General features: G+C 68.1%; 18 protein-coding genes and 1 tRNA gene. 9 read left to right on the top strand and 10 right to left on the bottom strand.

Annotated features, from left to right (window positions below):
- Positions 1 to 74: 74 nt before the first annotated feature.
- Positions 75 to 263 (bottom strand): Flp family type IVb pilin, encoded by a 189-nt coding sequence (locus B6K69_RS05735; protein WP_108644795.1) that lies wholly within the window; start codon positions 261 to 263, stop codon positions 75 to 77.
- A gap of 216 nt (positions 264 to 479) precedes the next feature.
- The gene (locus B6K69_RS05730) at positions 480 to 674 is read right to left on the bottom strand and encodes a Flp family type IVb pilin (RefSeq protein ID WP_108643109.1); all 195 of its coding nucleotides are present in this window, start codon (positions 672 to 674) and stop codon (positions 480 to 482) included.
- Positions 675 to 1,025: 351 nt separating this feature from the next.
- On the opposite strand from B6K69_RS05730, the gene B6K69_RS05725 reads away from it, so the two are divergent.
- Positions 1,026 to 1,892 (top strand): lytic transglycosylase domain-containing protein, encoded by an 867-nt coding sequence (locus B6K69_RS05725; protein ID WP_108643108.1) that lies wholly within the window; start codon positions 1,026 to 1,028, stop codon positions 1,890 to 1,892.
- Between the two features lie 303 nt (positions 1,893 to 2,195).
- On the opposite strand, the gene B6K69_RS05720 is transcribed toward B6K69_RS05725, so the two are convergent.
- Genes B6K69_RS05720 through B6K69_RS05710 form a run of 3 tightly spaced genes read right to left on the bottom strand, consistent with a single transcriptional unit; the run spans position 2,196 to position 3,827 of the window.
- Complete coding sequence (locus B6K69_RS05720) at positions 2,196 to 2,486, bottom strand: GNAT family N-acetyltransferase (protein WP_108643107.1); 291 nt, start codon at positions 2,484 to 2,486, stop codon at positions 2,196 to 2,198.
- Positions 2,479 to 3,123 carry a 3-oxoacid CoA-transferase subunit B gene (locus B6K69_RS05715; RefSeq protein ID WP_108643106.1) on the bottom strand — a complete coding sequence of 215 codons (645 nt, stop codon included), beginning with the start codon at positions 3,121 to 3,123 and terminating at the stop codon, positions 2,479 to 2,481. Before B6K69_RS05715 ends, B6K69_RS05720 begins: the two co-directional genes overlap by 8 nt.
- The gene (locus B6K69_RS05710) at positions 3,123 to 3,827 is read right to left on the bottom strand and encodes a CoA transferase subunit A (protein WP_108643105.1); all 705 of its coding nucleotides are present in this window, start codon (positions 3,825 to 3,827) and stop codon (positions 3,123 to 3,125) included. The genes B6K69_RS05715 and B6K69_RS05710 overlap by 1 nt, the downstream gene beginning before the upstream one ends.
- 154 nt (positions 3,828 to 3,981) lie before the next feature.
- Between B6K69_RS05710 and B6K69_RS05705 the strand changes: the two genes are divergently transcribed.
- The 3 genes from B6K69_RS05705 (at position 3,982) to B6K69_RS05695 (ending at position 8,544) form a co-directional block, all read left to right on the top strand.
- Positions 3,982 to 4,067: transfer RNA gene (locus B6K69_RS05705), tRNA-Leu, on the top strand.
- A gap of 178 nt (positions 4,068 to 4,245) precedes the next feature.
- Positions 4,246 to 5,430, top strand: a complete 1,185-nt coding sequence (locus B6K69_RS05700; protein ID WP_108643104.1) for an efflux RND transporter periplasmic adaptor subunit — start codon at positions 4,246 to 4,248, stop codon at positions 5,428 to 5,430.
- A gap of 3 nt (positions 5,431 to 5,433) precedes the next feature.
- A complete protein-coding gene (locus B6K69_RS05695; RefSeq protein WP_108643103.1) occupies positions 5,434 to 8,544 on the top strand; it encodes a multidrug efflux RND transporter permease subunit in 3,111 nt (1,036 codons plus the stop codon).
- A 21-nt stretch (positions 8,545 to 8,565) separates the two neighbouring features.
- Here the strand turns inward: B6K69_RS05695 and B6K69_RS05690 are convergent, their stop codons facing one another.
- Positions 8,566 to 9,045, bottom strand: coding sequence for an Lrp/AsnC family transcriptional regulator (locus B6K69_RS05690; RefSeq protein ID WP_418260368.1), 480 nt, complete (start codon positions 9,043 to 9,045; stop codon positions 8,566 to 8,568).
- A gap of 88 nt (positions 9,046 to 9,133) precedes the next feature.
- On the opposite strand from B6K69_RS05690, the gene putA reads away from it, so the two are divergent.
- Positions 9,134 to 12,586: a bifunctional proline dehydrogenase/L-glutamate gamma-semialdehyde dehydrogenase PutA gene (putA, locus tag B6K69_RS05685; protein WP_108643102.1), complete on the top strand. Its 3,453-nt coding sequence runs from the start codon at positions 9,134 to 9,136 to the stop codon at positions 12,584 to 12,586.
- 248 nt (positions 12,587 to 12,834) lie between these two features.
- Positions 12,835 to 13,575 carry a rhomboid family intramembrane serine protease gene (locus B6K69_RS05680; protein ID WP_108643101.1) on the top strand — a complete coding sequence of 247 codons (741 nt, stop codon included), beginning with the start codon at positions 12,835 to 12,837 and terminating at the stop codon, positions 13,573 to 13,575.
- Between the two features lie 3 nt (positions 13,576 to 13,578).
- Here the strand turns inward: B6K69_RS05680 and B6K69_RS05675 are convergent, their stop codons facing one another.
- The 4 genes from B6K69_RS05675 to B6K69_RS05660 all read right to left on the bottom strand — a co-directional run bounded on the left by B6K69_RS05675 (position 13,579) and on the right by B6K69_RS05660 (position 18,036).
- Positions 13,579 to 14,370: an inositol monophosphatase family protein gene (locus B6K69_RS05675; RefSeq protein WP_108643100.1), complete on the bottom strand. Its 792-nt coding sequence runs from the start codon at positions 14,368 to 14,370 to the stop codon at positions 13,579 to 13,581.
- Positions 14,371 to 14,451: 81 nt separating this feature from the next.
- Positions 14,452 to 14,877, bottom strand: coding sequence for a L,D-transpeptidase (locus B6K69_RS05670; protein WP_107673318.1), 426 nt, complete (start codon positions 14,875 to 14,877; stop codon positions 14,452 to 14,454).
- 384 nt (positions 14,878 to 15,261) lie between these two features.
- Positions 15,262 to 16,776, bottom strand: coding sequence for an ATP-binding cassette domain-containing protein (locus B6K69_RS05665; RefSeq protein ID WP_108643099.1), 1,515 nt, complete (start codon positions 16,774 to 16,776; stop codon positions 15,262 to 15,264).
- Positions 16,777 to 17,127: 351 nt separating this feature from the next.
- Positions 17,128 to 18,036 (bottom strand): LysR family transcriptional regulator, encoded by a 909-nt coding sequence (locus tag B6K69_RS05660; RefSeq protein WP_108643098.1) that lies wholly within the window; start codon positions 18,034 to 18,036, stop codon positions 17,128 to 17,130.
- 86 nt (positions 18,037 to 18,122) lie between these two features.
- Between B6K69_RS05660 and metF the strand changes: the two genes are divergently transcribed.
- The 3 genes from metF (at position 18,123) to B6K69_RS05645 (ending at position 20,336) form a co-directional block, all read left to right on the top strand.
- On the top strand, positions 18,123 to 18,992 hold the full coding sequence (metF, locus tag B6K69_RS05655) for a methylenetetrahydrofolate reductase [NAD(P)H] (protein ID WP_108643097.1): 870 nt from the start codon (positions 18,123 to 18,125) through the stop codon (positions 18,990 to 18,992).
- Positions 18,993 to 19,128: 136 nt separating this feature from the next.
- Positions 19,129 to 19,569 (top strand): type II 3-dehydroquinate dehydratase, encoded by a 441-nt coding sequence (aroQ, locus tag B6K69_RS05650; protein ID WP_108643096.1) that lies wholly within the window; start codon positions 19,129 to 19,131, stop codon positions 19,567 to 19,569.
- A complete protein-coding gene (locus tag B6K69_RS05645) occupies positions 19,566 to 20,336 on the top strand; it encodes an aldolase/citrate lyase family protein (protein WP_108643095.1) in 771 nt (256 codons plus the stop codon). The genes aroQ and B6K69_RS05645 overlap by 4 nt, the downstream gene beginning before the upstream one ends.
- The last annotated feature ends 33 nt before the right edge of the window (positions 20,337 to 20,369 follow it).

Here is a 20,369-nt window from a genome sequence, read left to right as displayed (position 1 = left end):
ACCTGCGCCCCGTCGTCAGGCCCCCACGGACCTTTGGCCCCCGTTCGCGGCGCGGCGGCGAAGCAATCGCCTCGTTACTTCAGGAAATCCTCATACTCGGAAACCTTGTCACCGATATTTTCCGAGACGCCAACCAGAGATTCGCGGATGGATGTCACCAGAATCAGAACTTGTAGGCCAACAACCAAGGCCGTCAACACAACCCAGTCAACGGTAATCGCACCATCCTCGCTGATTACGAAGCTTTTGATCGTTTTCAACATCTGGATCTCCAAACGCCTGGGTGTTGCTCTACGGTCGTATGGTTCGGAAAGGGTCAGGAAAACGAGAAGGGGCCATGACAGCCAAGCCTGTGCTTATCCGCGAAGGCTCCTAGGTCGCGACCTTTCAATCGGAAAAGGCACCACTTTGTCAGGCAAAGGGCCGCGGCCTGAAATCGGACGCGGCCCTCTAGGCCAGGCACTAAGCCTGGCTGAAAATCACTTGGTGAAATCGTCGTCAGCTTTGCCGATCTCGGTCGCGATCGACGCCGACAGGCCGCTGATCGCCGGCTTGATCGCGGCCAGCACGATGATGCCCAGGCCGACAACGGCGGCGGTCAGAACGACCCAGTCAACAGTCACGGCACCGTCTTCGTCTTTCTGGAAGCGCTTCATGATGTTCAGGAGTTTCATCGTAATATCCTTTTCAGGTTGCCAGGTGTTTCATCCGCTTTGGGAGACAAGGCTTTCGGCTGGGTCTGCCCTGTCCCCTTTCGGGATGAACACAGTAAGCCCCTGAATCGTGGCAAGGTTGGGGAAGTCTGCGGGCGATTTGCGGCAATCCGGCCCTGGGGGCATTTTGTCGCCTAATGCCCTGTAAACGCTGGATTAATTATTTAAATATCGTCCATCGGTTGCGTGGCTGAACGTGTCCTTGCCGCCAATTCTGGCGAGAATGCCATGATCTGCGCCCAATTTCCCTTGGCGCGGCGCACGATTCGGTGCAGCGTCCCGCCCAGAACAACAAGAGCAGGCATCGCAAAGATGCGTCTTCTGGCAGGCATGGCCCTGGCGATTCTGGCAATCGCCGCGTTTCCCCACGGAACCGCGGCGCAAGACGGCGTTGGGCTGGAGGATTTCACCTTCCGCCGCATCAAGGCCGCTGACCGCACGCCGGGCCGGCTGATCACCGTGCAGATCGACCCGGTCGAACAGGCCCGCCGCCTGGCCGCCACCGCCTGGAAAGACCCGGCGCTGAAATCCGCCCCGAAGCCGGTTGAAACCCCCGATGCCGTGCCGGGCCCGGCGCCGTCCTCCTCCTACGCCTGGTTCTGGGATCTGGTCCCCCCCGGCCTGCCCGATGTCTCGGGCCGCTTCCCCGCCGCCATGGCCGCGCTGTCCATGGGGCCCGGCGGCAAGCAGGTGGCCGCGCCCCGCCTGCAATCCATGCAGACCCTGGCCGAGATCTATGGCACCGACATCCTTGTCTCCACCGTCGGCACCGATGTCTCACCGGCGCTGGTGCTGGCGGTGATGGGCATCGAAAGCGCCGGCCGCGCCGATGCCGTCAGCAGCGCCGGCGCGACCGGGCTGATGCAACTGATGCCCGATACCGCCAGGCGCTTCGGCGTGGCCGACAGCACGGTGCCCGCGCAGAACATCAAGGGCGGCGTCGCCTATCTCGACTGGCTGCTCGATGAATTCGACAATGATCCGCTGATGGTGCTGGCCGCCTATAACGCGGGTGAGGGCGCGGTGCGCAAGAATGGCGGCGTGCCGCCCTATGCCGAAACGCGCGACTATGTGCCCAAGGTTCTGGCCGCCTGGCAGGTGGCGCAGGGCCTGTGCCTGACGCCGCCCGAACTGGTGACAGACCCGTGCGTCTTCAAGGTGCTGTCGGCGGGCGGGTAAGGGCTGGCCAAGGCAGAAGGGGGCGCTGCCCCCTCTTGGCCCGGTGCCCGGGCCAATTCACCCCCGGGATATTTTCCTTCTGAAAGAGGGCAGGGGACAGGGAACGGGGCGCCCCGTCGGGGGATTGCTCCAGCCGCGGGGCGCGCCACCTCTTCCAGAAGCGGTCATCGGCTTCCCAGCCTGTACCGCCCGGCCAGACTGGACCGGAAGGGTTAAGAAAGACTGAAGAGGGCTTCTTTCAGAACGCAAATATCCCGGGGGAGACGCCCGCAGGGCGTCGGGGGCAGCGCCCCCGGCCCGGTGTCAGGCCGCGAAGACATCAGCCCATTCGGGGTGCTTCTTGCGGGTCGCGTTCACGAAGGGGCACAGCGGCACCACCTTGAACCCCTCGGCCCTGGCCGCCGCCACCAGCGCCTCGACCAGCGCCAGCCCGGCGCCGGTGCCGCGAAAGCTGTCGGGCACGCCGGTATGGTCGGCGATGATCAGCGTCGGCGTGGTGACCGAATAGGTCAGCTCGGCCTCCTCGCCCTCCTTGCGGATGACGAAGCGGCCCTTCGTTTCCCCGTGCTCGCGCTGGACCTGATGCTCAGCCAAGGATCGTCGCCTCGGTTGCGGCGCGCAACTCGGCCTCGGTCACGCCATCGGCCAGCGCCACGATCTTCAGCCCGCCCGGCACCACATCCAGCACGCCCAGGTTGGTGATGATCCGGTTCACCACCGCCTTGCCGGTCAGCGGCAGGGTGCAGGCCTTCAGCACCTTTGATTCCCCGTGTTTCGAGGTGTGGTCCATCACCACCACCACGCGGCCCACGCCGGCCACCAGGTCCATGGCGCCGCCCATGCCCTTGACCAGCTTGCCCGGGATCATCCAGTTCGCCAGATCGCCGGTTTCGCTGACCTCCATCGCGCCCAGGATCGCCATGGCGATCTTGCCGCCGCGGATCATGGCAAAGCTGGTGGCGCTGTCGAAATAGGCGGTCTGCGGCAGTTCGGTGATGGTCTGCTTGCCGGCGTTGATCAGGTCGGGGTCTTCCTCGCCCTCAAACGGGAAGGGGCCCATGCCCAGCATCCCGTTTTCCGATTGCAGGGTGACGGAAATCCCCTGCGGAATGTAGTTCGCCACCAGCGTCGGAATGCCGATGCCCAGGTTCACATACATGCCGTCGCGCAGTTCCTGCGCCGCGCGCGCGGCCATCTGGTTGCGGTCCCAGCCCTTGCTCTCTCCGGCCATCACACGGCCTCCTTCTTGCGCACGGTGCGTTGTTCGATCCGCTTCTCGTGGGTGCCGGTCACGATGCGATGCACATAGATGCCGGGCAGGTGGATGGTGTCGGGGTCCAGCGACCCCAGCGGCACCACTTCCTCGACCTCGGCCACGCAGACCTTGCCGCAGGTCGCCGCCGGCACGTTGAAGTTGCGCGCGGTCTTGCGGAACACCAGGTTGCCGCTCGGGTCCGCCTTCCAGGCCTTGACGATGGACAGGTCCGCCACGATGCCGCGTTCCAGAATATAGGTCTGGCCGTCGAAGTCGTGGTGCTCCTTGCCCTCGGCGATCACCGTGCCGACGCCGGTCTTGGTGTAGAAGCCGGGGATGCCCGCGCCGCCGGCCCGCATCCGCTCGGCCAGGGTGCCTTGCGGGTTGAACTCCAGTTCCAGCTCGCCGCTCAGGTATTGCCGCATGAATTCGGCATTCTCGCCCACATAGGACGAGATCATCTTCTTCACCTGCCGGGTTTCCAGAAGCTGGCCCAGCCCGAACCCGTCAACCCCCGCGTTGTTCGAGGCGACCGTCAGCCCCGTCACGCCGGCATCGCGGATGGCCGCGATCAGCAGTTCGGGAATGCCGCACAGGCCGAAGCCGCCGGCGGCGATCAGCATGTTGTCCTGCAACAGACCCTCAAGCGCGGCGCTGGCGCTCGGGTAGACCTTGTTCATGTGGAACCCCCCGCGAAATCTTCGCCCGCCATAAAGGCGGCGGTGCTCCGCGATGTCAATCGCCGCGGCGCGGCACCGGAACCCTTGCCCGGCCTCTGCCGCGCATCGCCCCCCTTTCCCCTGCCGCCCCGCCCGCTATTGTGGCGCGGCCCGTGCCCGCGTGGTGAAATGGTAGACACAGGGGACTTAAACTCCCCAGGCCGCAAGGCCGTGCCGGTTCAAGTCCGGCCGCGGGCACCAGTCGCGCCGGCAGGGCCGCGTCCTGGCGCCTGATGTTGGCCCTGACGGCGATGTGTTCGCCCCGGGGCTTTCCCGCCGCCGCGTTCCTGATAGCCTTGCCCGGCCTGCACCGACCCTGCGCCGATTGCGGGCCGCCCCCTTTGCCGTGACGGACGGCACCCACCGACAGGATTGCCGGATGAAGATATTTGCCGCCCGAACCCTTGCCCCGCTTCTTGTGCTTGCCTTCGCGCTGGCGGCCGGGGCGCAAACCCCGCCCGGCGGCGGCGGGCCGCGCAAGGCCGGCGTCATCGAACTGGCGCGCGGGGTGGTGCCGGTCGAGGTGACGCTGACCGGCCAGGCCACCGCCGTCGAGGATGCCTCGGTCCGGCCGCTGGTCGATGGCGTCATCACCGCCATCCTCTATGAACCGGGCCGCGAGGTGGCCGCCGGTGCCCCGCTGTTCGCCATCGATTCGCAAACCTACCAGGCCAGCGTCGCCGCCGCCGAGGCCAACCTGCGCAGCGCCGAGGCCGCCGTCGGCCCCGCCCGCGCCGCCCTGCAACGCTATGAAAAGCTGGTCGGCACCGGCGTCACCGCCGAGGCGCTGGAAAACGCCCGCATGACGCTGGCGCAGGCCGAAGCCGCCGTCGCCGTGGCCGAGGCCAGCCTGCAAACCGCCCGCATCGCGCTGGACCGCACCACGATCCGCAGCCCGGTGGCTGGCGTGCCCGATGTGGCGCAGGTCTCGGTCGGCGATCTGGTCACCTCGGGCCAGTCCACCGCGCTGACCACCGTCACGGCGCTGGACCCGATCCATGTCGACCTGTCCGAAGCCAGCGCGCGGATGCTGGACCTGCGCGCCCGCATCGAAAGCGGCGCGGTCAAGCCCGGCGACCGGATGGCGGTGCGGCTGATGCTGGAAAACGGCCAGGTGTTCGACGGCACCGGCACGCTGTCCTCGGTCAGCAGCCGCGTCTCCACCTCGACCGGCACCGTCCGCGTCCGCTTCCGCTTCGACAACCCGCACCGCGTCATCATACCGGGCATGTTCGTGCGCGCCTCGGTCACGCTGGGCACGGCCGAGGGCTATCTGATCCCGCAGATGGCGGCGCAGTTGCAGGCCGACGGCACCATCGCGATCTGGCTGGCCGATGCCGAAAACCGCGCCCAGACCCTTCGCGTCACGCCGATGGGATCGACCGACACCGCCTGGATCGTGGGGCAGGGCCTCAAGGACGGCGACCGCCTGCTGGTCGATTCCATCGACTCGCTCGCCGCCGGCACCGAAATCGCCCCCGTCGCCGTCACCCTGTCGCCCGAAGGCGTGATCACCGATGCCGCCGCGCCGCAGGCGGCCCCGGCCCCCGCCGCCGGGAACTGACCCATGGCGCGTTTCTTCATCCACCGCCCCGTTTTCGCCTGGGTGCTGGCCATCGTCACCATGCTGGCCGGCCTTCTGGGCCTGCAATCGCTGTCCATCTCGCAATATCCCGAGGTGTCGCCCCCCACCGTCCGCATCTCGGCCACCTATGCCGGCGCCTCGGCGGATGCGGTGCAGAACTCGGTCACCACCGTTCTGGAAGATGCGCTGACCGGGCTTGAGGGGATGCTCTACATGACCTCGACCTCGGGTCGCGGCTCCGCCTCGATCACCATCGTCTTCGAACAGGACATCGACCGCGACGAAGCCCAGACCGAGGTGCAGAACAAGGTGCAACTGGTGCTGTCGCGCCTGCCCGACACGGTGCAAAGCGCCGGCGTCCGGGTGTCGCGCTCCACCAGCTCGATCCTGATGATCGGCGCGCTGGTCAGCGAGGATGGCCGCTACAGCACAATCCAGCTTGCCGACATGCTGGACAAGACCGTCGCCGGCCCGGTGCAGCGGGTTGATGGCGTCGGCTCGATCAACACCTTCGGCTCGGGCTATGCCATGCGCATCTGGCTGGACCCGTTCCTTCTGGCGCAATACGCGCTGACGCCCTCGGACATCACCGCCGCCGTGCGGTCGCAGAACACTTCGGTCGCGGTCGGCTCGCTGGGCGCGAACCCGGCCATCCCCGACCAGCAGTTCACCATCGACATCACCGCGCAAAGCCAGCTTCGCACCGTGGATGATTTCCGCAATATCCTGCTGCGCACCGGCGACGCGGGCGCGCAGGTGCGGCTGGGCGATGTGGCCCGGATCGAGATCGGACAGCAGCGCTATGGTTCGGACAGCCGCTTCAGCCGGCAGAACGCCTCGGGCTTCGGCATCAACCTGGCCGCCGGCGCCAATGCGGTGGAAACCACCGCCGCCGTGCGGGCCACGCTGGACGGCATGGCCAATGCCTTCCCCGAAGGTGTCCGCATCGAATACGCCTATGACACCTCGCCCTTCGTCGAACGCTCGATCGAAAAGGTGGTGCATACGCTGATCGAGGCGATCGTTCTGGTCTTCCTCGTCATCCTGATCTTCCTGCAGAACTGGCGGGCCACGCTGATTCCCACGCTGGCGGTGCCGGTGGTGCTGCTGGGCACTTTCGGGGTGCTGGCGGCGCTGGGCTATTCCATCAACACGCTCACCATGTTCGCCATGGTTCTGGCCATCGGCCTTCTGGTCGATGACGCCATCGTCGTGGTTGAGAATGTCGAACGGGTGATGCGCGAAGACGGCCTTGGCCCGGTCGAGGCCACCGAGAAAAGCATGGGCCAGATCACCGGCGCGCTGATCGGCATCGGGCTGGTGCTGTCGGCCGTGTTCCTGCCCATGGCCTTCATGTCCGGTTCCACCGGCATCATCTACCGGCAGTTCTCCGTCACCATCATCTCGGCCATGGTGCTGTCGGTCTTCGTGGCGCTCATCCTCACGCCGGCGCTCTGCGCCTCGCTTCTGCGGCCGCACCGGGCCGGGGATGAAATCGCCCCCGCCCGCTGGTTCAACCGCAACTTCGACCGGATGACCCGTGGCTACCTTGGCGTGAACCGCCGTATCCTGCGCTGGCCCTTCGCCACCATGGTCGCGCTGGCCGTGGTGGGGGTGCTGGTGGCCGGCCTCTTCGCCCGCCTGCCGTCGTCCTTTCTGCCGCAGGAAGATCAGGGCGTGCTGATGACGCGCATCAACATGCCCGAAGGCGCCACCTCGTCGCAGACGCTGGCGCTGGTCAAGCAGGTTGAGGATTACATGCTGGAACAGGAACCCGAGGCGGTGGAAACCACCTTCGCCACCCTTGGTTTCGGCTTTCGCGGCACGGCGCAGAACACCGCCATGGTCTTCGTCCGCCTCAAGGATTTCGACATCCGCAACGCCGACAGCCGGCTTGCCGCCAGCGCCATTGCCGAACGGGCCAACGCCCATTTCCGCAAGACCATCCGTCGCGGCTCGGTCCTGGTGCTGCAACCACCGGCCATTCAGGGCATGGGCAACAGCTCGGGCTTCACCATGCAACTGATCGACCAAAGCGGCCGCGGGGCCGATGCGCTCAAGGCGGCGGCCGATCAACTGGTGGCCGATGCCACCGCCGATGGCCGCGTGACCAGCCTGCGCGGCAACGAGGACAGTTCGAAAACCGCCATGCGGATCGACATCGACCGCCAGAAGGCCGACAGCTTCGGCCTCACCCTGTCCGAAGTGAACGGCATGTTGGCCACCATCTTCTCGGGCACCGAGGTCAACGATTTCCAGATGGACGGCGAATTGCGCCCCGTCATCGTGCAGTCCGAAGCGGACTGGCGGATGCAGCCCGACGACATTCACGACTGGTCGGCCCGCAACCGCGATGGCGAGATGGTGCCCTTCGCGGCCTTCACCAGCCTGGCCTGGGAAAACGTCCCCTCCACACTTGCGCGCTATGGCGGCACGCTGGCGCTGGAAATCTCGGGCAGCCCCGCCGAAGGCGTCAGCTCGGGCGAGGCGATGGATGCGATGGAGGAACTGGTGGCCAAGCTGCCGGGCGGCTACGGCGCCGCCTGGACCGGCCTGTCCTATCAGGAACGCCTCTCGGGCAGTCAGGCGCCCTTCCTTTACGCCATCTCGGTTCTGGTGGTCTTCCTCTGCCTTGCCGCGCTTTATGAAAGCTGGACCGTGCCGCTGTCGGTCATGCTGGTCGTGCCGGTCGGCATCCTGGGTGCGCTGGCCGCCGCGCTGCTGATGGGCCAGTCGAACGATGTCTATTTCAAGGTCGGCCTGCTGACGACCATCGGATTGGCGGCCAAGAACGCGATCCTGATCGTCGAATTCGCCGAATCCCTGCAACGGCAGGGACAGACGCTGATCGACGCCACGCTGGAAGCCGCCCGCCAGCGCCTGCGCCCGATCCTGATGACCTCCTTCGCCTTCATCCTGGGCATCGTGCCCCTGGCCACCGCCAGCGGGGCCGGGGCGGGGGCGCAGAACGCCATCGGCATCGGCGTGCTGGGCGGCATGATGGCCGCCACCGTTCTGGGCGTCTTCATCATTCCCGGCCTATACGTCTGCGTGCGCCGGGTCTTCCCGCTGAAACTTGCCCCCGCCGCCTGAAGCCGGCGGCGGGGCAGGGCGCTACAGCGCCTCCTTCACCGCCTCCATCGCCACATAGGTCGATGTCTGCGCCACATGCGGCAGCGCGCTGATCCGTTCGGCCAGCACGCGGCGGTAATCGGCAATATCCGCCGTCCGCACCTTCATCAGGTAATCGAAGCGGCTGGCGATCATGTGGCACTGCTCCACCTCGGGCACCAGCCGCACCGCCCGGTTGAACGCCTGCAACGCCGCCTCGCGCGTATCGCTCAGCCGCACCTCGACAAAGGCCACATGCGCCTGCCCCGTTTTCACCGGGTCCAGGATGGCGCGATACCCCGCGATCACCCCCGCCTCCTCCAGCCGCTTCATCCGCGCCTGCGTCGGGCTTTTCGACAGCCCGATCCGCCGCGCCAGATCCACCGCGCTGATGCGGCCTTCGGCCGCAAGCACCCGCAGGATCGCCTGATCGAATCCGTCCAGCTCCACGCCGCCATTCCGCATCGCAAAACCCCCTGACATCCGGCTTTCCGCCTGCATATCACACCAACATCAGGAAAACAGCCCGCCCGATCCCCTGTATCCTGCCCCGATCGGACAGGAGCGCCCCATGACCGCCAACGCTTGGACCACCATCACCACCGAAAGCCTTGCCGACGAGGCCACCCTCGTCCGTCGCCTCATCGCCGAGGCCGCCCTCACCCCCTCGGCCCGTGCCCGCATCACCACCGAGGCCGCCGCCCTGGTGACCCGCATCCGCGCCGGCGGCAAGCCCGGCCTGATGGAGGTGTTCCTGGCCGAATACGGCCTTTCCACCGATGAAGGCATCGCCCTGATGTGCCTGGCCGAAGCCCTGCTGCGCGTGCCCGATGCCGAAACCATGGATGCGCTGATCGAGGACAAGATCGCCCCCTCCAACTGGGGCCGCCATCTGGGCCGCTCGGCCTCCTCGCTGGTCAACGCCTCGACCTGGGCCCTGATGCTGACCGGCAAGGTGCTGGAAGACCGCGAACCCGGCGTCGTCGGCCACCTGCGCGCCGCCGTCCGCCGCCTGGGCGAACCCGTCATCCGCACCGCCGTCGGCCGCGCGATGAAGGAAATGGGCCGCCAGTTCGTGCTGGGAGAAACCATCGAAGGCGCCATGGACCGCGCCCGCGATCTGGAATCCAAGGGCTATACCTACAGCTATGACATGCTGGGCGAAGCCGCCCGCACCGAGGCCGACGCCCGCCGCTACCACCTGGCCTATTCCAAGGCGATCACCGCCATCGCCGCCGCCGCCCACAGCGCCGACCTGCGCGACAATCCCGGCATCTCGGTCAAGCTCTCGGCCCTGCACCCCCGCTACGAAATCGCCAAGCGCGAACGGGTGATGCAGGAACTGGTGCCCCGCCTGCGTTCGCTGGCCACGCTGGCCCGCACCGCCGGCCTTGGCTTCAACATCGACGCCGAAGAGGCCGACCGCCTGTCGCTCTCGCTCGAGGTGATCGAAGCCGTCCTGGCCGACCCGGCGCTCAAGGGCTGGGACGGCTTCGGTGTCGTGGTGCAGGCCTATGGCCGCCGCGCCGGGGCCGTGCTTGACTGGCTTTACGCCCTGTCGCAGCGGCTTGACCGCCGCATCATGGTGCGTCTGGTCAAGGGCGCCTATTGGGACAGCGAAATCAAGCGCGCGCAGGTGCTGGGCCTGACCAGCTTCCCCGTCTTCACCCGCAAGCAGGCGACCGATGTCAGCTACATCGCCAACGCCCGCAAATTGCTGGGCATGACCGACCGGATCTATCCGCAATTCGCCGGCCACAACGCCCATACCGTGGCCGCGATCCTGCACATGGCCGAAGAAACCGGCACGCCCTTGCGCGATTTCGAATTCCAGCGCCTGCATGGCATGGGCGAACGCCTGCATGATCTGGTGCTGACAGACCGGGGCACCCGCTGCCGCATCTATGCCCCCGTCGGCGCACATCGCGACCTGCTGGCCTATCTGGTGCGCCGCCTGCTGGAAAACGGCGCCAACTCCAGCTTCGTGAACCAGATCGTCAACGAAGAGGTGCCCGCGACCGAAGTCGCCGCCTGCCCGCTGACCCATATGGAACGGGTCACGCCGCTGGAAAACCCCGCCGTCCGGCCCGCGCCGCAGCTTTTCCCCGGCCGCCGCAACGCGAAGGGCTGGGATCTGACCGATGCCGCCGATCTGGCGGCCATCGATGCCGCCCGCGCCCCCCATCAGGACCGGCTGTTCGAGGCCACTCCCCTTATCGCCGCGCCCCTGCGCGGGGCGGAACGGCTGGCCGTCACCAACCCCGCCACCGGCGCGCTTGTGGGCCATGTCACCACCGCCGCGCCGGAAGACGTGGACGCCGCCCTTGCCGCCGCCCGGCGCTGGGATGCCTCCGCCGCCACCCGCGCCGAAATCCTGACCCGCGCCGCCGATCTGTACGAAGAAAACTTCGGCCCGATCTTCGCCCTTCTTGCCCGCGAAGCCGGCAAGACCCTGGCCGATGCCGTGTCCGAACTGCGCGAGGCGGTGGATTTCCTGCGCTACTACGCTGCCGGCGCGCCTGCGCTGCGCGCCCCGGCGCGCGGCACCTTCGCCTGCATCAGCCCGTGGAACTTCCCGCTGGCCATCTTCACCGGCCAGATCGCCGCCGCGCTGGCCGCCGGCAATGCCGTGCTGGCCAAGCCCGCCGAACAGACGCCGCTGATCGCCGCGCTGGCGGTGGGGCTGCTGCATCAGGCCGGGGTGCCTGCCACGGCGCTGCAACTCCTGCCCGGCGACGGCCGCGTCGGCGCCGCGCTGACCCGCGATCCGCGCGTGCAGGGCGTGGCCTTCACCGGCTCGACCGAAACCGCGCAACTGATCCGCCGCGCCATGGCCGACAATCTTGATCCCGCCGCGCCGCTGATCGCCGAAACCGGCGGGCTGAACGCCATGCTGGTGGACAGCACCGCCCTGCCGGAACAGGCGGTGCGCGACATCCTCGCCTCCAGCTTCCAGTCGGCCGGCCAGCGCTGCTCGGCGCTGCGCTGCCTCTATGTGCAGGAAGACGTGGCCGAAACCGTCAAGCGGATGCTGTTCGGCGCGATGGACGATCTGGCCGCCGGCGATCCCTGGCACCTGTCCACCGACATCGGCCCCGTCATTGATGCCGAGGCGCAGGCGGCCATTTCCGCCTATGTCGCCGCCGCCCGCAGCCAGGGCCGGGTGCTGAAGGAAACCGCCGTGCCCGCCACCGGAACCTTCGTCGCGCCCGCCGTCCTGTCGGTGCCCTCGATCAAGGCGATGGAGCGGGAAATCTTCGGCCCCGTCCTGCATATCGCCACCTTCCGCGCCGGCGAGATCGACCGCGTGATCGACGAGATCAACGCCACCGGCTACGGCCTGACCTTCGGCCTGCACAGCCGCATCGACGACCGGGTGCAGCAGGTGGTGGACCGGCTGCGCGTCGGCAACGCCTATGTGAACCGCAACCAGATCGGCGCCGTGGTGGGCAGCCAGCCCTTCGGCGGCGAAGGGCTGTCAGGCACCGGCCCCAAGGCCGGTGGCCCCGACTACCTGACCCGCTTCACCGCCGCCCCGGCCCCTTCGGCCGCCCCCGCCGCTGACAGCGCCCCGCTGGCCGAGGCCGAGGTCGCCCGCCGTCTGGCCGCCGTTCCGGCCCCCGTGGCCGAACTGCAGGCCGAAGACCTGCCGGGGCCGACCGGCGAATCGAACCGCCTGCGCCACGGCCCGCGCGCGCCCTTCCTCTGCCTTGGCCCGGGGGCCGAGGCCGCCCGCGCCCAGGCCGCCGCCGTCACCGCGCTGGGCGGTCTGGCGGTGGAAGCCCCCGGCCTGCCGCCGCAGGCGCTGGCCCGGCTGCAAGGATTCTCGGGGGCGCTCTGGTGGGGCGATGAACCCGGCGCGCGCGCCCGCGCGCAGGCGCTGGCCAGCCGCCCCGGCCCGATCCTGCCGCTGGTCACCGGCACCCCCGACCGCGCGCATGTGCTGATCGAACGCCACGTCTGCATCGACACCACCGCCGCCGGCGGCAACGCCCGCCTGCTGGCCGAAGTCTCCGCCGACTGACGCCCTACCCACCGGAGCGGCCGCGCAAGCGCGGCCGCACGCCTTTTCTCTCGCCTCTGGTCCGCGCAGGGCGCGGCACAACCGGCGCGGGCGTCTGCCTCCGGCGGGGATATTTCAGGACAGATGAAATCAAGGCTGGTCCTTGCCCCTTCAACTCGGTCCAAATACCCCGGGGGTGCGGGGGCAGCGCCCCCGCCCTTGCCGGCGGGGATTGACCGCCGGCCCCGGATCGGGAAGGCTCGCGCCCCATGTTTCCGATCCGCGATCACAACCCGTCCGGCCGCACGCCCTATGTCACCATCGCGCTGATGGCGGTGAACATCCTGGTGTTCCTGGCCTATTACCCCGCCGCCAGCGAATGGGATCTGCAACGCTTCTACATGACCTGGGGTCTGGTGCCGGGGCGGGTGCTGTCGGGCGACGGCATGGCGACGCTGGTCACCCACATGTTCCTGCATGGCGGCTGGATGCACCTGGGCGGCAACATGCTGTTTCTCTGGATCTACGGCGACAATCTGGAAGAGGAGATGGGCCCGGTCGGCTTCCTGCTCTTCTACCTTGCCTCGGGTCTGGCCGCCGCCGCCTTGCAGATCGCGCCCGATCCCGGATCAGGCGTGCCCATGGTGGGGGCCTCGGGCGCCATCGCCGGGGTGATGGGGGGCTATCTGCTGCTGTTCCCGCGCGCCAAGGTCGATGTGCTGTTCATCATCGTCGTCTTCATCCGCATCATCGCCCTGCCGGCCTGGGTGATTTTGGGTGTCTGGCTGGCGATCCAGCTTTTCTCGGGCTTCTCCACGCCGATGGATGGCGGCGGCGTCGCCTATTGGGCGCATGTCGGCGGCTTCATCGCCGGAATCGTGCTGACCCTGCCGGTCTGGCTGCGCCGGGGCGGGCCGGGTTTCTGGCAGCAGACCGCCGGCCACCCGCCGCATCCCGACGCGTCCTATCCGATCTCGAAATCCTCGATCCCGCGGGTGCCGCGGCGGTAAGGCTTACTCGCCGCGCAGCGTCTTGCGGAAGGTCTCGAACAGCGCCTCGTTCCCGGCGATCACGGCGCCCGCCTCCAGCGGCTCCTGCCCCTCGCGCAGGCCCGAGACCATGCCACCGGCTTCCTTGACCAGCAGGATGCCCGCCGCCATGTCCCAGGCGTTGATCTCGCGCTCCCAGTAGCCCTCGTAGCGGCCCGCCGCCACATAGGCCAGGTCCAGCGCGGCCGCGCCCCAGCGCCGCACGCCCGCGCAGGCCGGCATCAGCCGCGCCAGATCCTGCAGCGTGGCCGGCAGCGTCTTCTTCGCGCCGAAGGGCACGCCGGTGGCGAAGATCGCCTCCGACATCTGCCGCCGACCCGACACCCGCAGCCGGCGGTTGTCGTTCAGCCAGGCGCCGGCGCCCTTTTCGGCCCAGAAGGTTTCGTCCTTGGCCGGGTCATGCACCACGGCCGAGACGATTTCGCCCTTGTGTTCCAGCGCGATCGACACCGCCCAATGCGGCATCCCGTGCAGGAAGTTGGTGGTCCCGTCCAGCGGATCGACGATCCAGCGCCGGGTCGGGTCTTCGCCCGCCTGTTCGCCGGTCTCCTCGCCCAGCCAGCCATAGCTGGGGCGGGCGCCCATCAGGTCTTCCTTGATCAGCCGTTCCGCCTCGCGGTCGGCCTTGGTCACGAAATCGCCCGGTCCCTTGGCCGAGACCTGCAGGTTTTCCACCTCGCGAAAGTCCTTGACCAGCGAACGCCCCGCCTTGCGCGCGGCCTTGATCATGAGGTTGAGGTTGGCACTGCCCTGCATGGCACATCTCCGACGTTTCAGCCGGGCGTCCTAGCCCCAATCGGGCGGAAAGGAAAGCCTCGTGGCGCGGTCCGGGCCGCCTTACTGCACGATCGAGATGCGCATGTTGTCCATCCCTTCCCATTTGACCATCTGGAACAGGATCTTCGCATTGTCCGGGTGCAGCCGCACGCAGCCATGGCTGGCCGGGCGGCCCAGCTTCTTCAGATGGGTGGTGCCGTGAATGGCATAATTGCCGTCATAGAAGATGGCAAAGGGCATCGGCGCATTGTTGTAGCGGCGCGAGCGGTGGTTCTTCGACAGGAACTCGGGCTTGTAGATGCCCGCGGGCGTCACGCTGCCGCGCCCCGCGGTCGAGACCGGCCAGTCATAGAGCAGCCGCCCCTCGTGATAGACCAGCATCTTCTGCTGCGAGATCGACACCCGCACCTCAAGCCGTTCGGCCCGCGCGGGCCCGGCCATGGCAAGCGCCAGCCCCAGGATCAGCGCCGCGCCGACTTTGCGCATCTCAGCCTCCGGTCGAAAAATGCCTGTTGCAATGCCGACAGGATTTCCCCGCACCCCCGTCCGGTCAACGGAAAACTCACCGGGCCGGGGTGGGGAATCCCCGCCGTGCCGGGGGCGCTGGCAGGGCCATCTGGCGAAGGCCATCGCCTTCGCCACCTCCCGCCCTTTGCCAAGGTCGGGGCCGGGTGCCAATGCACCCGGCCAGCGCCCGCCCCGCCCCCGGCGGGCGCTTCTCGCCCGCCAGGTCGGGCGCTGGCCTCTGACAGGGGCGTGTTCACCGTCTCCGGGCGGACCCCTCGCGTGGGGGCGGGTGCGAGGCAATGCCTCGCCTTTTTCCGCCCCGTCAGCCGTAGGCAGGGAAAACGCACTGGCCGCCGCAGCCCCCTACCGCCGCGCCTCTTCCGCCTGGAAGAACGCCTCCGGCCCCTCCACCTCGACCAGCCGCCCGCCGGTGATCTGCCAGAACCGGCTGCCGGTGGCGCGGATGAAGGCGCGGTCGTGGCTGACCAGCAGGCAGGCCGCGCCCTGCGCCCGCAACTCTTCCTCCAGCGCCTCCTGACCTTCGATGTCCAGATGGTTGGTCGGCTCGTCCAGCAGATAGAAGTTCGGCCGCTCCAGCCGCAGCAGCAACAGCGCCAGCCGCGCCTTCTGCCCGCCCGACAGGGCCAAGACCGGCCGCCCCTGCCAATCGGGCCGGATGCCCGCGCCCGCCAGCAGGCTGCGCGCCACCGCATCGGCGCTGGTCCGGGCGCTGACCAGCCCAAAGGGCGTGGCTTTCGGCGGCAGTTGCGCCAGCATCTGGTCGGAATGGCCCAGCCGCATCGCCGCCGCCGCCCGGATCGCCCCGCCGCCGGTCTCGCGGGCCGCATGGGCCGCCAGAACCGCCCGCACCAGTTGCGTCTTGCCCGCGCCGTTCGGCCCCAGCAGCACCACCCGCTCGCCCGGCCCGATCCACAGCTTGCCGCTGCGGAACAGACGCCGCCCGTCGGGCGCCCGCACCTCGGCCTCGTCCAGCGTCAGCAGCGCCCGCGCATGGGCCTCGGATGCCGACAGCCGGATCGCCCCGGCGCTGCGGTCGCGCGCCGCCGGACGCGCCGCCGCCTCGATCTTCTCGGCCCGCTCGGTCAGTTGCTTTGTCTTCACCACCAGCAGATCCGACCCCGAGTTGATGCCGATGTTCTTCAGCTTGGCCGCCTGCCGCCGCAACTGCCCGGCCCGCGCCAGATCGTTCTCGAACCGCCGCGCATCGGCGGCATCGGCCTCGTCCAGCGCGGTGCGGGCGCGGGTATAGGGCAGGGCAAAGCCGCGCGACGCGCTTTCGCGCAGGAACAGCGTCCGCGTCGTGACCGCATCCAGAAAGGCGCGGTCGTGGCTGGTCAGGATCACGCCGGTCTCGCGGGGCAGGGCGGCCAGCCAGTCCTGCAACAGCCCGATGCGTGACAGGTCCAGATGGTTGGTCGGCTCGTCCATCAGGTAAAGGTCGGGCTCGGCCACCGCCGCCCGCGCCAGCAGCGCGCTGCGTTGCCAGCCGCCCGACAGCGCCGCCAGCGGCCGGTCGCGCAGGTCGCCCGGCACCGCCAGATCGTCCAGCGCGATCTCGACACGCCAGTCCTCGTCGCGGTCGGCCAGCCCGCCCGCCACCGCCGCGCGCAGCGTCAGCGCCAGCAGCTCCGCCGGCACCTCCTGCGGCACCAGCCGGATGACCAGCCCGCGCGACCGGGTGATCTCGCCCGTGGTCGGCTCGGCCTGCCCGGCAAGGCAGGCCAGAAGCGAGGACTTGCCCCGCCCGTTGGCGGCCACCAGCCCCAGCCGGTCTCCGGGGGCAAGGGTCAGCGAAAGATCGGTGAACAGCGGCTGGCCAAGGGTCAGCGACAGGTCTTTGACGGCAAGAAGGCTCATGGATCGGCTCCGGGTCTGCGGCAGGGGGGGCGCCGTCGGGCGCAGGCTCACTGCAAGGCAGACCGGAAGGGGCCACACAAAAGGGTTGCGATGCCGTCCAGGTCAGCCCTGCGCGTCACGCAGGGCGGAAACAGGGCCGGGGCAGCGTTCAACCTTGATCAACCGTTCCATGCCCCCAGTCTGGTCAGCCCGCCCGGCGCGGTCAAGGGGCTGAGTCGCCCAAACTGGTTAACGCCGCGCCCGGCGCGGCGGGGTAACACCCCTGCACGACGCGGATCATACGCAAGGCAGACGTGCCGCAGACGCGGCCGTTTGGGGAAACGGCCTCGTTAAGGCTGCGTTGCCAAGGGGTTAGAACCCCCGTTGCAGCTTCACCGGCTCACTCCGCGCCAGCCGCAGGAAATGCGCCACAAACGGCTTCGTCGCATCTTCCTCGCGGGTTGCGGCATACATCCGCTTCGTCACCGGCTCCGGTCCCAGCGGGCGGGTCACATAGTCGGCGCTGGTCTTCACCTCGCGCATCACCCAGTCAGGCAGCACCGCCACCCCCCGGTTCGATCCGACCAGCATCAGGATCACCGCCGTCAGTTCGGCGGTGCGCTGGGCGCGGGGTTCCACCTTGGCCGGGGTCAGCAGTTCGGTGAAGATGTCCAGCTTGTCGCGGCTGACCGGGTAGGTGATCAGCACCTGGTCGCGAAAATCCTCGGCCGCGATGAAACCCTTTTCAGCCAGTGGGTTAAGCGATGAGGCGACGAAGGTCGGGTGATAGTCGAACAGCGGGTTGAACACGATGCCCGGCGGCGGCACCCGGTCAGAGCTGATCACCAGATCCACCTCCTCACGGTGCAGGGCTGGCAGCGCCTCGAAGGCCAGCCCGGCGCGGATGTCCACATCCACCTCGGGCCAGGCGTGGCGGAACAGTTCCAGCACCGGGAACAGCCAGTCGAAACAGGCATGACATTCGATGGCGATGTGCAGCCGCCCGGTCTTGCCCGACCGCAGGGCGCGGAACTCTTCCTCCATCGCGTCGATCTCGGGCAGAACCCGCTCGGCCGCCCGCAACATGCGGTGCCCGGCGGCCGACAGGCGCAAGGGCTTGGACCGCCGCACGAACAGCTCCATCCCCGCCTGATCCTCCAGCCCCGCCACCTGATGGCTCAGTGCCGATTGCGTGGTGTTCAACATCTCCGCCGCCCGCGCCAACCCACCCGCCTGATGGATGGCCCGGATGGTTCGCAGGTGCTTCAGCTCGACGTACATGAAGGGCTCTCATAATCATGCTGCGGATTATGAATTGGTCTCACATCGGGGAATCTGCGACAAGGGGGCAATCAAGGAGAAGACCCATGCCCAAGGCCCTGCGCATCTCGTTCGAGTTCTTCCCGCCGCAGACGCTGGATGCGTCGTTCCGGCTGTGGGAAACCGTGCAGGCGCTGGCGCCGATGGGTCCGGAATTCGTGTCGGTGACCTATGGCGCCGGCGGCACCACCCGCAAGCTGACGCATGAGGCGGTGGCCACCATCCACCGCAACTATGGCCTGAACGTCGCCGCGCATCTGACCTGCGTGCAGGCCACCCGCGCCGAAACCCTTGAAATCGTGGCCTCTTATGCCGAGGCCGGCGTGACCGAGATCGTCGCCCTGCGGGGCGATGCCCCCAAGGGCGCGGATCGGTTCAACCCGCATCCCGAAGGGTTCGCCTCCAGCGTGGAGCTGGTCGAGGCGCTGGCCCGCACCGGCAAGTTCAAGGTCCGTGTCGGCGCCTATCCCGAACCGCACCCCGACAGCACCGGCACCGATGCCGACGTGGCCTTCCTCAAGCGCAAGATCGACGCCGGCGCCAGCAGCGCGATCACGCAGTTCTTCTTCGATGCGGACACCTTCTTCCGCTTCCGCGACCGCTGCGCCAAGGCGGGTATCACCGCCCCCATCATTCCGGGCATCCTGCCGATCATCAGTTGGGACGGCGCCAAGAAGTTCGCCACCCGCTGCGGCGGCAGCGTGCCCAGGAAGCTGGACGAGGCCTTCACCCGCGCCATCAAGGACGGCCGGGAAGAGCTGTATGCCCTGGCCCATTGCACCGCGCTTTGCGACCGGCTGATCGAAGGCGGCGTCGAAGACCTGCATTTCTACACCCTGAACCGCCCGCACCTGACCCGCGAAGTCGTGCGCGCCCTTGGGATTCAGGCGCCGGTTGTTCTGGAAAAGGTTGCCTGATTTCAGCCTGTTGACGGCTTGTCCCAGTCTCCCTGTCCGGCCCCCCTTGCCCCTGTGGCGGGGGGCCGTTTTTTGCCGGGCTTGCCCTGCGGACGCGATCGGCTAAGGTCGGGCGACCTGTCGGAAGGACGCCGCGATGCCGAAGCTGATCACCCTGTTGAACGGGCCGAACCTGAACCTGCTGGGCCAGCGCCAGCCCGAAATCTATGGCCGCGAGACGCTGGAGGATGTGGTGTCGGCCACCGCCGAACTGGCCGAGGATCTGGGCCTGAACATCCGCGCCCTGCAATCCAACCACGAAGGCCAGTTGGTTGACTGGATTCAGGCCGCCCGCAACGGTTCGGCCGGGATCATCATCAACCCCGGCGCCTATTCGCATACCTCGGTGGCGATCCTGGATGCGCTGAACGCCTTTGAAGGCCCGGTGCTTGAGGTGCATATCTCGAACATCCACAAGCGCGAACCCTTCCGCCACCATTCCCATGTTTCAACCCGCGCCGACGGGGTGATCGCCGGATTCGGCACCGAGGGCTATCTGCTGGCGCTGCGCCGGATGGCAACGCTGGTGCTGAAATGACCCTGCCGGTCAATGCCTTCAAGCGCGGCCTGCGGGACGGGCGGTCGCAGATCGGCATCTGGAACACCATCCCCGGCCCGGTGGTGACCGAACTGCTGGCGGGGGCCGGGTTCGACTGGGTGCTGCTGGATACCGAACACGCGCTGACCGACATCCCCGACATCTTTGCCATGTTGCAGGCGGTGGCGGCCTATCCGGTGTCGGCGGTGGTGCGGCCGCAGACCAATGACACCGTACTGATCAAGCGGTTGCTGGACCATGGCGCGCAAACGCTGCTGTTGCCTTACGTCCAGTCGGCGGCCGAGGCCGAGGCGGCGGTGCGCGCCATGCGCTATGCCCCGCGCGGGGTGCGTGGCGTGTCGGGAATGACCCGCGCCAGCCGTTACGGTGCGATCCCCGATTACGTCCAGCGCGCCGAGGAAGAGCTGTGCCTTCTGGTGCAGGTCGAAACCGCCGAGGCCCTGTCGCAGATCGAGGCGATTGCCGCGGTTGACGGGGTGGACGGGTTGTTCATCGGGCCGTCCGATCTTGCCGCTTCGATGGGCCATCCGGGCAATGCGCGCCACCCCGAGGTGGTGGCCGCGATCGACGACGCGATCCGCCGGATCGTCGCCACCGGCAAGGCGGCCGGCATCCTGACGCTGGACCCGGCCTATGCCCGGCACTGTCTGGAACTGGGCACCCGGTTCACCGCCGTCGGGGTGGACATGGCCCTGCTGCGGGCGGCCGCATCCGATCTGGCCAAGGCGTTCGGACGGGGCGCGTAGCCCGGAAAAGCCGTGTTCGCCTGTGCGTCCGGC

The sequence above is a fragment of the Pseudogemmobacter blasticus genome (assembly GCF_003071405.1).
In the GTDB taxonomy this organism is placed as follows: domain Bacteria; phylum Pseudomonadota; class Alphaproteobacteria; order Rhodobacterales; family Rhodobacteraceae; genus Pseudogemmobacter; species Pseudogemmobacter blasticus.
This window is presented reverse-complemented; position numbering and strand designations above follow the sequence as displayed.

What these genes read in the sequence shown, in the direction of transcription:
- B6K69_RS05680 (WP_108643101.1), top strand. Translation starts at nt 12,835, where the DNA reads ATGTTTCCGATCCGCGATCACAACCCGTCCGGCCGCACGCCCTATGTC.
- metF (WP_108643097.1), top strand. Translation starts at nt 18,123, where the DNA reads ATGCCCAAGGCCCTGCGCATCTCGTTCGAGTTCTTCCCGCCGCAGACG.
- aroQ (WP_108643096.1), top strand. Translation starts at nt 19,129, where the DNA reads ATGCCGAAGCTGATCACCCTGTTGAACGGGCCGAACCTGAACCTGCTG.
- B6K69_RS05730 (WP_108643109.1), bottom strand. Translation starts at nt 674, where the DNA reads ATGAAACTCCTGAACATCATGAAGCGCTTCCAGAAAGACGAAGACGGT.
- B6K69_RS05645 (WP_108643095.1), top strand. Translation starts at nt 19,566, where the DNA reads ATGACCCTGCCGGTCAATGCCTTCAAGCGCGGCCTGCGGGACGGGCGG.
- B6K69_RS05695 (WP_108643103.1), top strand. Translation starts at nt 5,434, where the DNA reads ATGGCGCGTTTCTTCATCCACCGCCCCGTTTTCGCCTGGGTGCTGGCC.
- B6K69_RS05710 (WP_108643105.1), bottom strand. Translation starts at nt 3,827, where the DNA reads ATGAACAAGGTCTACCCGAGCGCCAGCGCCGCGCTTGAGGGTCTGTTG.
- B6K69_RS05715 (WP_108643106.1), bottom strand. Translation starts at nt 3,123, where the DNA reads ATGGCCGGAGAGAGCAAGGGCTGGGACCGCAACCAGATGGCCGCGCGC.
- B6K69_RS05670 (WP_107673318.1), bottom strand. Translation starts at nt 14,877, where the DNA reads ATGCGCAAAGTCGGCGCGGCGCTGATCCTGGGGCTGGCGCTTGCCATG.
- B6K69_RS05690 (WP_418260368.1), bottom strand. Translation starts at nt 9,045, where the DNA reads ATGTCAGGGGGTTTTGCGATGCGGAATGGCGGCGTGGAGCTGGACGGA.
- B6K69_RS05735 (WP_108644795.1), bottom strand. Translation starts at nt 263, where the DNA reads ATGTTGAAAACGATCAAAAGCTTCGTAATCAGCGAGGATGGTGCGATT.
- B6K69_RS05660 (WP_108643098.1), bottom strand. Translation starts at nt 18,036, where the DNA reads ATGTACGTCGAGCTGAAGCACCTGCGAACCATCCGGGCCATCCATCAG.
- B6K69_RS05675 (WP_108643100.1), bottom strand. Translation starts at nt 14,370, where the DNA reads ATGCAGGGCAGTGCCAACCTCAACCTCATGATCAAGGCCGCGCGCAAG.
- B6K69_RS05665 (WP_108643099.1), bottom strand. Translation starts at nt 16,776, where the DNA reads ATGAGCCTTCTTGCCGTCAAAGACCTGTCGCTGACCCTTGGCCAGCCG.
- putA (WP_108643102.1), top strand. Translation starts at nt 9,134, where the DNA reads ATGACCGCCAACGCTTGGACCACCATCACCACCGAAAGCCTTGCCGAC.
- B6K69_RS05725 (WP_108643108.1), top strand. Translation starts at nt 1,026, where the DNA reads ATGCGTCTTCTGGCAGGCATGGCCCTGGCGATTCTGGCAATCGCCGCG.
- B6K69_RS05700 (WP_108643104.1), top strand. Translation starts at nt 4,246, where the DNA reads ATGAAGATATTTGCCGCCCGAACCCTTGCCCCGCTTCTTGTGCTTGCC.